The following is a 12,729-nucleotide window of genomic DNA, read 5'->3' on the forward strand; positions in this document are numbered from 1 at the left end:
CGATCATTTCGTTCGCCGCGTGGACGATCAAATGAGCGTTGCTCATGCGCCCTTCCTCCGTCATGTCGTTTCGAATGACTCGGTTTCGAGCCATGTGAACGCTTGTTCGATGAGTTCTTCAAGACGATCCCTTCTTTCCATTAGATATGTGTAACCAATCAATGCTTCGAACGCTGTCGAATAGCGATACGTATGAACATCTGTCCGCTTCGGGATTGAACCGGATTTCGCGTTCTTCCCACGGCGGACGACAGCCGCTTCATCATCACTCAAGACACCTGTCTCGAGCCAGTGGGTCACGATCCCAGCCTGCGCTGCCGCATTCACGTAGCGGATGGCGCCACGGTGTAGGTCGTTCGGCTTCGTCATCCCTTGTCCGAGCAGTCGTTTGCGTACCGCCATCTCATAGACGGCGTCCCCCATATAGGCGAGGGCGAGGGCGTTCAGTTGAGGGGCGAGTTGTTTCATAACCGCTTCCACCGCACCCCTTGGGCTGTATCTTCGAGTTGAATCTTCTGTTCTTTCAAGAGATCTCGAATCTCATCGGCACGCGCGAAATTCCGCTCCGCCCGAGCCGTGTTCCGCTCTTGAATCAATTGATCAATTTCCGCGTCAAGAAGCTCTAGCTCTTTCTTGATTGTCAAACCAAGCACACCTGTCAATTCTTCGAAGAGAGCGATCACGTGTTCGAGCGTGACTTTTGAGACGTGGTCCGCTTTTGCGTAGATGTTCGCTTCACGTGCCAAGTCAAATAGGACAGTCACTGCATTCGCCGTATTGATATCATCATCCATCGCTTCGATAAACGTTGTTTTAATCGTCGCAAGCTTGCGTTCCATCGCCTCGCTCGGCTCTTCAAGGCCGGCCGTGACCGATAAGCGGTATTCAACGTTTTGATACGACTCCTTGATGCGATCCCATCCGTTCGCCGCTTGCTCGATCAACTCACGGCTATAGTTGATCGGATGACGATAGTGGACCGATAACATGAAGAAGCGGAGCACCATCGCATCCACTTCCTTCAACGCCTCATGGACGAGCAGGAAGTTCCCGAGCGATTTTGACATCTTTTCATTTTCGATATTGATGAATCCGTTATGCAGCCAATAGTTGGCGAACTTCGTATGGTTGCACGCCTCCGATTGGGCAATCTCGTTCTCGTGGTGCGGGAACTTCAAGTCATGGCCCCCGGCGTGAATGTCGATCGTCGTGCCAAGGTGTTTTTTCGCCATCGCTGAACACTCGATGTGCCAGCCTGGACGACCTTGTCCCCATGGACTCTCCCATGCCGGCTCACCTGGTTTCGCGGCTTTCCACAAGACGAAATCGAGCGGGTCTTCTTTCTTTTCCCCGACGTCGACACGTGATCCCGCGCGTAAGTCTTCAATCGACTGCTGGCTCAATTTGCCATACGTCTCAAACTTACGCGTCCGGAAATAGACGTCCCCGCCTGCTTCATACGCAAAGTCCTGCGTCTCGAGTTCGCGGATGAATGTGATAATCTCTTCCATCGTGTCCGTGACACGTGGATGGACGTCCGCCGGCAATACGTTCAAGGCACCCGTGTCTGCCAAATACGCGTCGATATACCGATTCGTCAACGTACCGACGTCTTCTCCGAGCTCATTGGCGGTCCGAATGATTTTATCGTCGACATCTGTAAAGTTGAGGACGTATTTGACGTCATAGCCTCGATACGCTAAATAACGACGAACTGTATCGAAGGCGATGGCCGGCCGGGCGTTACCGACGTGAATGTAATTGTAGACGGTCGGTCCACATACATACATCGACACTTTCCCAGGTACGATTGGTACAAACGGCTCTTTTTTATTCGTGAGGCTGTTGTAAAACTGAATCATGTGTATTCTCCTCCATCCGTTTCTCTAATGAAGCAAGTTTGTCTTCTAGCTGAGCGACGGCACGTTCCAGCCGCTCTTGGCACTCGCGGTCCGGGTCGGGGAAGCGGTGATCGAGATCATGCTGCTTAACCCGTTCGCCGTTCCGGATGACGACCCGGCCTGGAATCCCAACGACCGTCGAGTCGGATGGGACGTCTTTTAAAACGACAGAACTCGCCCCGATTTTGACGCAATCGCCAATCGTGATATTGCCGAGCACTTTCGCCCCGGCAGAGATGAGGACATCATTCCCGATCGTCGGGTGACGTTTCCCTTTCTCTTTTCCCGTTCCGCCGAGCGTCACGCCCTGATAAATCGTTACATTGTTACCGATAATCGCCGTCTCACCAATGACGATGCCAAACCCGTGATCGATAAAGAGACGTTCACCGATGACCGCACCGGGATGAATCTCAATTCCCGTCAACCAACGGCTCGTCTGCGCGATTAACTTCGCCATTAACTTGACTTTGCGCGTCCATAGACCGTGCGCGATTCGATGTGCCCACAGGGCGTGTAACCCTGGATAGGTCAAGACGACCTCTATTTTTGATCTTGCGGCCGGGTCGAGTTCGAGCACGTTTCGTATATCGTCGCTCACACTTTTCCAAAATCCCATAATTGTTCTCCTTTTCCATATCAAAAACAAAGACGCCCCTGTGCCAAGGCACAGAGACGCCGTAAGCGCGGTTCCACTCTGTTTGGGAAAGTTCCCCTCTCATGTCTCGTTAACGCCGAGTCGCGGTCCCGACTACGTATCGCCGGAACGGCTCCGAGGTGCACTTCGACGGGGGACGCTTCTAGAACTTCCAGCCTAGGTTCTAGTCTCTGTTAAGTGTCATACCGCTTACTTTCCTCATCGTTGCCTTTAAGCTAATAATGTTGTGAGACGTGCCAAGACACGCTCTTTGCCAATTAGTGAAATGGCGTTCGGAAGCTCTGGTCCGTGCGTCTGCCCGGTCGTCGCGACCCGGATCGGCATGAACAAGTTCTTTCCTTTTTGGCCAGTCGCCTTTTGTGTCGCTTTCGTCGCTGCTTTGACGGCTTCCGGTGTGAAGTCTTCGATTGTTTCAAGTTGAGCCTTGAATTCGGCGAGGACAGCCGGTACCGTTTCTCCAGCGAGGACCGCATTGGCCTCTTCGTCGTATTCGACCTCGTCTTTAAAGAACAGGTCCGTCAACGTCACGATTTCAGCACCGTGTGTCATTTGTTCTTTATAGAGGGCGATCAACGCTGTCGCCCAATCGGCTTGTTCTATCGACAAGGCGTTCGGTAAACGTCCTGCTTCTTGTAAGAATGGTAAACTGAGTGCCACCACTTCGTCAAGCGAAGCCTGTTTCATATAGACGCTGTTGATCCAAGCAAGCTTCTGTTGGTCAAAGACGGCCGGGCTCTTCGACAAACGACTCGCATCAAACATCTCGATGAACTCTTCTTTCGTGAAGATCTCCTCTTCTCCGACCGGCGACCAACCGAGGAGCGAGATGAAGTTAAAGAGTGCCCCTGGAAGGTATCCGAGATCAGCGTATTGTTCGATAAACTGAATGATCGACTCATCACGCTTCGATAACTTCTTATGGTTCTCGTTATAAATCAATGTCATATGACCAAACGCCGGATAGTCCCAACCGAGCGCGTCATAGACCATCATCTGTTTCGGTGTGTTGGCGATATGATCATCCCCGCGCAACACGTGGCTGATTTTCATCAAGTGATCGTCGACGACGACAGCGAAGTTATACGTCGGGATGCCGTCCTGTTTGACGATGACCCAGTCTCCGAAGTCTTTCGACTCGAACGAGACGTCGCCTTTGACGACATCGGTCCACTTATATGTGACCGACTCTGGTACACGAATCCGAATCGACGGTTTACGTCCTTCGGCTTCGAACGCAGCTTGCTCTTCGTCGCTCAAGTTACGATGTGCACCCGAATACCGCGGTGCCTCGCCGCGTGCGATTTGAGCCTCACGCTCCGCCTCGAGTTCTTCAGACGTCATATAGCACTTGTATGCGAGCCCCTTGTCCATCAACTCGTTCACGTATTGATTGTAAAGGTCGAGGCGTTCCATTTGGAAGTACGGGCCGAAGTCGCCGCCGCGGCCTGGGCCTTCATCCCAATCGATGCCGAGCCATTCCAAGTATTTCATTTGGCTCTCGACACCGTTCTCGACGTTCCGTTTCTGGTCCGTATCCTCGATTCGGAGAATCATCTTCCCGCCAGCATGGCGAGCATATAAATAGTTAAATAGCGCGGTCCGGGCGTTCCCGATATGAAGGTGACCCGTCGGACTCGGCGCATAGCGTACGCGCACTTCACTCATAATATTTCCACCTTTCTTCTCTTCTGCCCAAATAGTATACCACTTTTGTCAAGCGCGGTTGAGCAGGATGACCGCCTGAGCGGCAATTCCTTCTTCACGTCCGGTGAAGCCTAGCTTTTCAGTCGTCGTCGCTTTGACGTTCACTTGGCTGATGTCCGCTTCGAGCAACTCGGCGATGACCGCTCGCATATCGTCGATGTACGTGCGAAGCTTCGGCCGCTCCGCCATCACTGTCGCATCGACGTTGCCGAGCACATAGCCTTCTGCTTTGACGAGTTGCCACACGTGTTGTAACAATACTTTCGAGTCTGCATCCTTAAACTCAGGGTCCGTGTCCGGGAAATGCTTGCCAATATCGCCCGCTGCAATCGCCCCGAGCGCCGCGTCGGCAATCGTATGCAACAAGACGTCCGCATCTGAGTGGCCAAGTAGACCGCGGTCATGCGGAATCTCGATTCCTCCTAAAATAAGCGGACGCCCTTCCGCGAACGCGTGTACATCAAATCCTTGTCCGATTCTCATCGATAATCCTCCTTCGTTAAAATCGCTTCTCCAAACAATAAATCTTCTGGGGTTGTCATTTTAATGTTGTGGTAATCCCCCGGGATAATCGTCACCCGTTGCCCGGTCCATTCGAATAGACTGGCATCATCCGTGCCGATAAAACGAGCAGCTTCTGCCCGCTCATGGGCGGCTTGAATGGCGCCTGCCGGAAACGCTTGGGGCGTCTGCGCCAACCATAGTGCCTCACGCGGCACCGTCTGCGTGATGTGTCCGTCCATCACTTGTTTCACCGTATCTTTGACCGGAACAGCGAGAATCGCCCCTGCCGTCTTGGCCGCTTCGGCGATGGCATGAAGTTGGTCAAGGCGCACAAATGGCCGTGCCCCGTCATGAATCAAGACGACATCTTCGGGATTGACGACTTGCAATCCGGCTCGAACGCTCTGTTGTCGTTCTTCCCCACCCGTCACGTATGTAATCGGGGTCTCTAAATGATGCAACTGTCGCTCGAACCACCCTTGTTCCTCAGGGCGCACTGCGAGCACGATGCGCTCACACCATGCATCTTTCGAGAACGCTTCGACCGTCCATACGATAATCGGCTTCCCTTGTAACGTCAGCATCAATTTATTCTCATCGGCTCCCATCCGCTTCCCTTTCCCTGCGGCTGGGATGACCACTGTATAACGCACCATTCCATTCACCTCTGTTCGTGAAAAAAGAGAGCGCTAATGCGTCTCTTTTTCCATGCTTATTCAGGACGCGCAAAAATCATACGGCCAGCCGATGTTTGAAGAACGCTCGTCACGACAACAGGCAATGTCTTCGAAATCAACTTGCGCCCACCTTCAACGACGACCATCGTGCCGTCTTCGAGGTACGCGACGCCTTGATTTTGTTCTTTACCTTCTTTAATGACCGTCACGACCATCTCTTCCCCCGGGATGACAATCTGTTTGACTGAATTTGCCAAATCATTAATGTTCAGCACAGGGACATTTCGAACTTCGCACACTTTATTCAAGTTGTAGTCGTTCGTGACGACAATCCCTTTTTTCAATTCGGCCAACTTGATCAATTTAATGTCCACTTCGGCGACGTCTTCAAAGTCCCCATCATAGATTTCTACTTCGATGCGGTCGTTGTCTTGTAACTCCTTCAAAATATCAAGACCGCGACGACCACGGTTCCGCTTCAACGTATCCGACGAATCGGCGATATATTGAAGCTCGCCGATGACGAATTGTGGCACGATGAGCGTGCCTTCGATGAAACCGGTCTTCGAAATGTCGGCGATCCGACCGTCGATAATGACGCTCGTATCCAAAATTTTATCGTTCGAGCGGCGCAACGGTTCTGCTTCCGGCTTCTCGCGTTCACTCTTGACGAACAGTTTAATCCATTCGTTCCGCTTCCGATAGCCGACAGCGAAACCGAAGTACCCGAACAAGGCGGTCACGAAAATCGGTACGATTTTGCTGAGTAAGAAGATATTTGTTACTTCTAATGAGACACTGATCAAAAAGGCAATCAACAAACCAATAATCAATCCGATCGACCCGAACAAAATATCACCGACCGGTAAACGGACGAGCCGTTCTTCAACAAAACGGATAAATTTAACGACCCCATCGGTCAAGAATAAACTAAGAATGAAGAAGATAAGTCCACCAATCAAACTAGCCACATAAGGAATCGTCAACCAAGCCGGTACATTCACTCCGAGGTCACCTAACAGCAACATCGCTTCGATAATACCGAACCAACCGACGACGAGTCCGATTAAAATAAATCCGATTCGTACAGCAATCTTCACTCATTCCACCTCCTTTATTATGAATTAAAATTTCAAGAAATTAACACTTTCATTGTAACATGGTTTTTTTGAAAGCGTTCGTTACAAAGCGTTAAAAACTGCCGGAAGCGCCCCGTCAGAACGGGATGGCAAGTTGTAGCGCTTCATCGACAGTACTGACACCGACGACATCGATACCAGGTGGGGCCGTCCAGCCCCCGAGGTTATTTTTCGGGATAATCGCCCGCGTAAATCCGAGCTTGGCCGCTTCGGCGACACGCTGTTCAATCCGTGACACCCGACGCACTTCCCCGGTCAATCCAACTTCGCCGATGCACACATCCGTCGGACGGGTCGGACGATCGCGGAAACTTGACGCGATCGAGATACAAATCGCCAAATCGATCGCAGGCTCATCCAACTTGACACCGCCCGCCGCTTTTAAATAAGCATCTTGCGTTTGGAGTAAAAGCCCTGATCGTTTCTCAAGGACGGCCATGAGGAGCGCGACCCGGTTCTGGTCGATCCCTGTTGCCATCCGACGTGGATTTCCGAATGAGGTCGGGGAAATTAATGCCTGCAGCTCGACGAGCACCGTCCGCGTCCCTTCCATCGACGCGACGACAGTTGAGCCCGAGACACCGGCAGTCCGTTCTTCTAGGAAAATTTCAGACGGATTGAGCACTTCTTCGAGACCGCCTTCCTTCATTTCAAAGATACCGATCTCGTTCGTCGATCCGAACCGATTTTTGACGGCCCGTAAAATACGGAACGTGTGGTGACGTTCGCCTTCAAAGTAAAGGACGGCATCGACCATATGCTCGAGCAGACGAGGTCCCGCAATCGAACCTTGTTTCGTCACGTGACCGACGATAAAGACGGCAATTCCACGGGTCTTGGCGATTTTCATGAGCGCTGCCGTACATTCCCGAACTTGGGCGACACTACCTGGCGCCGACTGGATCTCATCCATATAGACGGTTTGAATCGAGTCGATAATGACGAACCCTGGTTCCTCTTCATCGATGACCCGTTCAATCATCAACATATCCGTCTCCGCGAGGACATATAAGTCCTCGGTCGGGAGGCCAAGCCGCTCGGCGCGAAGTTTCGTCTGTTTGAGCGATTCTTCCCCGGAAATATAGAGCACTTTCCGTCCACTGTGCGCCAAATGGGCGCTCACTTGAAGCAAAATCGTCGACTTTCCGATTCCCGGATCGCCACCGACGAGGACGAGTGAGCCTGGAACGATTCCGCCCCCGAGCACACGGTCAAACTCTTGACTGTTCGTATGGACCCGCGTCTCTTCTTGTGACACAACGTCCGACAGACGCTCCGGCTTCAGCTGTCTCGAGGAGCTATGAACGAAGGCGGCCCCCCGCTTTGCCTTTTTCTCTTCGACAAACTCTTCAACAAGTGTGTTCCATTCATTACATCCTGGGCAACGCCCCATCCATTTTGCGGATTCGTACCCGCATGACTGACATACGTATTTCGTTTTAATTTTTGCCATGATGTTCCTTTCCGTCTAAAAAAGCCCCCTCACATGAGAGAGGGAGCCTTGTAGTTACTGAACGACACCTTCATTACGGACGACGAATTCGCCGTCTTGTACATCGAGCGCCACTTTGCTGCCTTTTGTGATGCTGCCGCTGAGCATCGCCTCTGAGAGTCGGTCCTCAACCTCACGCTGGAGCGCACGGCGGAGTGGACGAGCCCCGTATTCCGGGTCGTACCCGACTTCAGCGATTTTCTCGAGCGCTGATTCGGTGAGACTGAAATCAATGCCTTGTTCTCCGAGACGTTTCGTAAGTGTCTCGGCCATAAGTTTGACAATTTCTTGGATGTGCTCTTTTTGGAGCGAGTGGAAGACGGTGATCTCGTCAATCCGGTTCAAGAACTCGGGACGGAACGCTTTTTTCAACTCTTCCGTGACTTTGTCTTTCATTTCGGTATATTCACGTTTCACATCATCTTCAACCGTGAACCCGACATATTTGTTGCGTTTGAGGGCTGCCGCACCGACGTTTGACGTCATGATGATGACCGTGTTCCGGAAGTCGACCGTACGCCCTTTCGAGTCAGTCAAGCGACCGTCATCTAGCACTTGAAGCAAGATGTTGAACACTTCAGGGTGGGCCTTCTCAATCTCATCAAGCAAGATGACCGAATATGGCTTGCGACGAACCTTCTCAGTCAATTGACCACCTTCTTCATAGCCGACGTAACCTGGAGGCGATCCGACGAGACGGCTCGTCGCGTGTTTCTCCATATACTCAGACATGTCGATTCGGATGATGGCGTCTTCGTCACCGAACAACGCTTCAGCCACGGCACGAGCCAACTCGGTTTTCCCGACACCAGTTGGTCCGAGGAATACGAACGAACCGATCGGACGTTTCGGATCTTTCAATCCGGCACGAGCCCGGCGAATCGCCCGCGAAATCGATTTGACGGCCTCATCTTGACCGATGACCCGGCCGTGGAGAATCGATTCGAGTTTGAGGAGACGATCTGTCTCTTCTTCGGCAATCTTCGTCACCGGGACACCTGTCCAGTTGGCGACGACTTGCGCGATATCTTCTTTCGTTACTTCGAGTTTTTCATTCCCTTGCTTATTCTGCCATTCCGACTTGAGCTGTTCGAGCTCATCCCGAAGTTTCTGCTCGGTATCACGTAACGAGGCAGCCTTCTCGAACTCTTGACTCTGTACAGCCGAATCTTTCTCTTTGCGAATCGACTCAAGACGAGCCTCGAGTTCTTTCAAATTCGGCGGTGCCGTGAACGAACGAAGTCTTACTTTCGAAGCAGCCTCATCGACGAGGTCGATCGCTTTATCCGGAAGGAAACGGTCCGAGATGTAGCGGTCCGAGAGAACGACGGCTTCATGAATCGCTTCATCTGTGATCGTGACGCGATGGTGCGCCTCGTAACGGTCACGTAACCCGAAGAGGATTTGTTCTGCCTCATCCGTTGTCGGTTCATTGACTTGGATCGGTTGGAACCGGCGTTCGAGTGCCGCATCTTTCTCGATATACTTCCGGTACTCATCAAGTGTCGTCGCTCCGATACATTGGAGTTCACCACGTGCGAGTGACGGTTTCAAAATGTTCGACGCGTCGATTGCGCCTTCAGCGCCGCCAGCTCCAATCAATGTGTGCAATTCGTCGATGAAAAGAATGACGTTCCCAGCTTGGCGAATCTCATCCATTACCTTTTTCAATCGGTCCTCAAATTCACCGCGGTATTTCGTTCCAGCGACGAGTGTTCCCATATCAAGTACCATGACACGTTTATTACGAAGAGTTTCTGGAACTTCGTTATTAATGATCTGTTGAGCGAGACCTTCGACGACTGCCGTTTTCCCGACCCCTGGTTCCCCAATGAGGACCGGGTTATTTTTTGTCCGGCGAGACAACACTTCGATGACGCGTTGAATCTCGCCAGCGCGGCCGATGACTGGGTCAAGACGCGACTCACGCGCCTGTTGGGTCAAGTCACGGGCCAAGCCGTCTAGCGTTGGTGTCGCGGCACTCGTTCCAGGTTGTGACGCATTAGAAGATGACTCCGTGTTTCCTAAGAGTTGAAGTACTTGCTGACGTGCCTTCGTCAAACTGACACCAAGGTTATTCAAGACACGAGCCGCCACACCTTCACCTTCACGAATCACGCCGAGTAAAATGTGCTCGGTGCCAACGTAAGAATGTCCAAGTTTTCGAGCCTCGTCCATCGAGAGTTCGATTACTTTTTTTGCACGCGGTGTATAGTGAATCGTTGAGCCGTTTTCTGATCCACGGCCAATGAGTGCCTCTACTTCTTGTTGAATTTTTTCAGACGTGAGTCCGAGGGCGAACAGTGCTTTAGCAGCAATCCCTTCCCCTTCACGGACGAGTCCGAGTAAAATATGTTCTGTACCAATATTATGATGGCCAAGTCGTACCGCTTCCTCTTGTGCTAAAGCTAATACGCGCTGAGCTCGTTCTGTAAATCGACCAAACATCATTGACAAAACCTCCTTAAAGTTGGATCAAACTAAGCCATGATCTAACGTTCGACGAACGAGAGTCGCTCGTTCGCGATTTCGTTCTTTCGTAGATAATGTTTTCCCGAAATGTTTTTGTAGGAAACCTGATTGAAGCTTTACAATTAATTCGTGAAACTGAGGTGGACTCCAGTCGGACAAAATACCAAGGTCACTCGCCAAATGCAAATCCGACAGACGTTCAATCGCTTCTGTCGATGATAACAGTTTCGCATAACGTAAAATTCCGTATGAGCGATAAAACTGGTCCTCTAACTCGTCTTGGTTACGGGCCAGTAGCTCTTCCCGTGCTTGTCGTTCCGCCTGAATGACTTGCTCCGTAACTTCCATAAAATCTGTCAACAACTGTGATTCATGACTGCCGAGTGTGCGTTGATTCGATAATTGAAACAATCGTCCCGCCGCGTCGCTACCTTCTCCATACCGTCCCCGAATCGTATATCCGAGCTTGCGAAGCTCTTTCAATATAGGAGTAATTCGCCCTGTCAACGTTAGCCCTGGAAGATGGAGCATCACTGACGCTCGAAGTCCTGTACCGATATTACTTGGACAAGTCGTTAAATATCCGAGCTGTTCGTCATATGCGTATGGGAGAGATTCGCCACAGAGAACATCGACTCGTTTCGCGAGTTCAAACGCTTCTTCCACTTGATAACCCGGGAGTAACGTTTGAATTCGTAAGTGATCTTCCTCATTAATAAGCACACTGATCGTTTCATCTTCACTTAACAAGACGGCACTTTCTTCTTTTCCAGCAATCGTTGGGCTAATCAAATGTTTTTCAACGAGTGCTTGTCGTGTCACTACATCGTAAGTGCCCATGTGCAAATATTCGAAGCCTTGCAATCCGCCAAGTGACGTTTCAACACGTTGACAAAGCTGATGTTGACTTTCTTTAGATAAAACCGGAGAAAAGACTGTATCTTTTAAGTTACGCGCTAGACGGATACGAGTAGAGATGACTAAGTCATCAAGTTTCGCTCGCTCTTTCATCTTCGGACCGAGTGGATGCTTGAGAAATGGTTCCATCATGCCTCACCTTGTCCTTTCAGCTGAATTATTTCTTTTTTAATTCGCGCTGCACGTTCATAATCTTCTTGTTCGACGGCTCGTTGTAACTCCCCTGCTAACTTTTGGAGTCGCTCTTCGATTCGCTCGTCGGGTGTGCGCAAGGCATCAGGCATCGAACCGACGTGAACATCATGGCCTTGCTGGTACTGCCGAGTGATTTTAATCAGTTCATCACGAAATACCGTATAACAAGTAGCGCATCCAGCTTTTCGTAAATGAGCCAGCTCGTTTTGTGTCAGTTGACACGTGGGACAGCGTTTCACGACCGGTACATAACCTGACATGATTTCTACTGTACAATTACGACATAGTTTACGCGTTACAGGAATTCCATTCTCCACTACTTGAATTTCATTGACGGCAGGTCGCCGTTTGCATCGTTCACATAGCATAGATGTATGCCTCCGTCAGTCAATGGTAACTAAGTAATTTCATTAATGCGAGTAACTGTTGTCTTCGAATCAAGTGTCGATCTTCAGCGTTCAAGCCGAGCGCTTCATCTGACAACAAGTGGTACAGCAAACGAACTTCTCGTTCACTTAACATTCCTTCTTCAAACAAGCGAATCAATATATTCTCGACAAGTTGTTCAGAAAGACGAGGATGATCGTGTAAAATATCCATCAAACTAGCCAACACGTCTTGTTTTTCATGCAAAATCACACGACGAATGCGAATATATCCTCCGCCTCCACGCTTACTTTCGACCAAATATCCCTTTTCGACCGTAAAACGCGTGTTGATGACGTAGTTGATTTGAGACGGAACACACTCGAAACGCTTAGCGATATCTTGCCGTTTAATTTCAATCGCTTCGGCCTGGCTCTCCTTCAGCACTTGTTTTAAATACTGTTCGATTACATCCGATATGTTTCTCATCTCCACCACCCTCTGACCATCTTTGACTTTTGACTATATTCTATCATTGATTCAAAAAAAGGCAAACGAAAAGCGATGTCGCAGTTGCGACATCGCTAGATATACAAAAAAAGAACGACCAAGCGGATGCTTGATCGTCCTTCGCGTTGGCCTGGCAACGTCCTATCCTCACAGGGGGAGACCCCCAACTACTTTCGGCGCTGAAGCGCTTAAC

12 protein-coding genes and 1 other annotated feature are annotated in these 12,729 nt (G+C 50.6%); all 12 genes read right to left on the minus strand.

The window, feature by feature from the left end:
* Positions 1-60 precede the first annotated feature (60 nt).
* The 12 genes from KNP64_RS13590 to KNP64_RS13645 all read right to left on the minus strand — a co-directional run bounded on the left by KNP64_RS13590 (position 61) and on the right by KNP64_RS13645 (position 12,515).
* The gene (locus tag KNP64_RS13590) at positions 61-468 is read right to left on the minus strand and encodes a Mini-ribonuclease 3 (protein ID WP_138858558.1); all 408 of its coding nucleotides are present in this window, start codon (positions 466-468) and stop codon (positions 61-63) included.
* Positions 465-1,862 (minus strand): cysteine--tRNA ligase, encoded by a 1,398-nt coding sequence (gene cysS / locus KNP64_RS13595; protein ID WP_138858557.1) that lies wholly within the window; start codon positions 1,860-1,862, stop codon positions 465-467. Before cysS ends, KNP64_RS13590 begins: the two co-directional genes overlap by 4 nt.
* Positions 1,831-2,520 carry a serine O-acetyltransferase gene (gene cysE, locus KNP64_RS13600; RefSeq protein WP_138858556.1) on the minus strand — a complete coding sequence of 230 codons (690 nt, stop codon included), beginning with the start codon at positions 2,518-2,520 and terminating at the stop codon, positions 1,831-1,833. The genes cysS and cysE overlap by 32 nt, the downstream gene beginning before the upstream one ends.
* Before the next feature lie 49 nt (positions 2,521-2,569).
* Positions 2,570-2,773, minus strand: a binding site (T-box leader).
* Positions 2,770-4,227, minus strand: coding sequence for a glutamate--tRNA ligase (gltX, locus tag KNP64_RS13605; RefSeq protein ID WP_214712664.1), 1,458 nt, complete (start codon positions 4,225-4,227; stop codon positions 2,770-2,772). (Overlaps the previous feature by 4 nt.)
* Positions 4,228-4,272: 45 nt before the next feature.
* The gene (gene ispF / locus KNP64_RS13610; protein WP_021066582.1) at positions 4,273-4,746 is read right to left on the minus strand and encodes a 2-C-methyl-D-erythritol 2,4-cyclodiphosphate synthase; all 474 of its coding nucleotides are present in this window, start codon (positions 4,744-4,746) and stop codon (positions 4,273-4,275) included.
* Entirely contained in the window at positions 4,743-5,420 is a 678-nt protein-coding gene (ispD, locus tag KNP64_RS13615) for a 2-C-methyl-D-erythritol 4-phosphate cytidylyltransferase (protein WP_138858554.1), read from the minus strand. The genes ispF and ispD overlap by 4 nt, the downstream gene beginning before the upstream one ends.
* 59 nt (positions 5,421-5,479) lie before the next feature.
* Complete coding sequence (locus tag KNP64_RS13620) at positions 5,480-6,544, minus strand: PIN/TRAM domain-containing protein (protein ID WP_034781740.1); 1,065 nt, start codon at positions 6,542-6,544, stop codon at positions 5,480-5,482.
* Positions 6,545-6,659: 115 nt separating this feature from the next.
* The gene (gene radA, locus KNP64_RS13625) at positions 6,660-8,036 is read right to left on the minus strand and encodes a DNA repair protein RadA (RefSeq protein WP_034781742.1); all 1,377 of its coding nucleotides are present in this window, start codon (positions 8,034-8,036) and stop codon (positions 6,660-6,662) included.
* A 54-nt stretch (positions 8,037-8,090) separates the two neighbouring features.
* Complete coding sequence (gene clpC / locus KNP64_RS13630; RefSeq protein WP_214764617.1) at positions 8,091-10,526, minus strand: ATP-dependent Clp protease ATP-binding subunit; 2,436 nt, start codon at positions 10,524-10,526, stop codon at positions 8,091-8,093.
* A gap of 24 nt (positions 10,527-10,550) precedes the next feature.
* Complete coding sequence (locus tag KNP64_RS13635) at positions 10,551-11,594, minus strand: protein arginine kinase (protein ID WP_205729346.1); 1,044 nt, start codon at positions 11,592-11,594, stop codon at positions 10,551-10,553.
* Complete coding sequence (locus KNP64_RS13640; protein ID WP_034781746.1) at positions 11,594-12,028, minus strand: UvrB/UvrC motif-containing protein; 435 nt, start codon at positions 12,026-12,028, stop codon at positions 11,594-11,596. The genes KNP64_RS13635 and KNP64_RS13640 overlap by 1 nt, the downstream gene beginning before the upstream one ends.
* A 19-nt stretch (positions 12,029-12,047) precedes the next feature.
* Positions 12,048-12,515 carry a CtsR family transcriptional regulator gene (locus KNP64_RS13645; RefSeq protein ID WP_114166644.1) on the minus strand — a complete coding sequence of 156 codons (468 nt, stop codon included), beginning with the start codon at positions 12,513-12,515 and terminating at the stop codon, positions 12,048-12,050.
* Positions 12,516-12,729 lie beyond the last annotated feature (214 nt).

Origin of the sequence: Exiguobacterium sp. s64 (genome assembly GCF_018618035.1) — a bacterium.
Classification (GTDB): Bacteria; Bacillota; Bacilli; order Exiguobacteriales; family Exiguobacteriaceae; genus Exiguobacterium; species Exiguobacterium mexicanum_A.

Bases quoted from the DNA above. Each gene is read 5' to 3' on its own strand.
- cysE (WP_138858556.1), bottom strand. From the start codon at position 2,520: ATGGGATTTTGGAAAAGTGTGAGCGACGATATACGAAACGTGCTCGAA.
- cysS (WP_138858557.1), bottom strand. From the start codon at position 1,862: ATGATTCAGTTTTACAACAGCCTCACGAATAAAAAAGAGCCGTTTGTA.
- radA (WP_034781742.1), bottom strand. From the start codon at position 8,036: ATGGCAAAAATTAAAACGAAATACGTATGTCAGTCATGCGGGTACGAA.
- KNP64_RS13590 (WP_138858558.1), bottom strand. From the start codon at position 468: ATGAAACAACTCGCCCCTCAACTGAACGCCCTCGCCCTCGCCTATATG.
- KNP64_RS13635 (WP_205729346.1), bottom strand. From the start codon at position 11,594: ATGGAACCATTTCTCAAGCATCCACTCGGTCCGAAGATGAAAGAGCGA.
- clpC (WP_214764617.1), bottom strand. From the start codon at position 10,526: ATGATGTTTGGTCGATTTACAGAACGAGCTCAGCGCGTATTAGCTTTA.
- KNP64_RS13645 (WP_114166644.1), bottom strand. From the start codon at position 12,515: ATGAGAAACATATCGGATGTAATCGAACAGTATTTAAAACAAGTGCTG.
- KNP64_RS13640 (WP_034781746.1), bottom strand. From the start codon at position 12,028: ATGCTATGTGAACGATGCAAACGGCGACCTGCCGTCAATGAAATTCAA.
- ispF (WP_021066582.1), bottom strand. From the start codon at position 4,746: ATGAGAATCGGACAAGGATTTGATGTACACGCGTTCGCGGAAGGGCGT.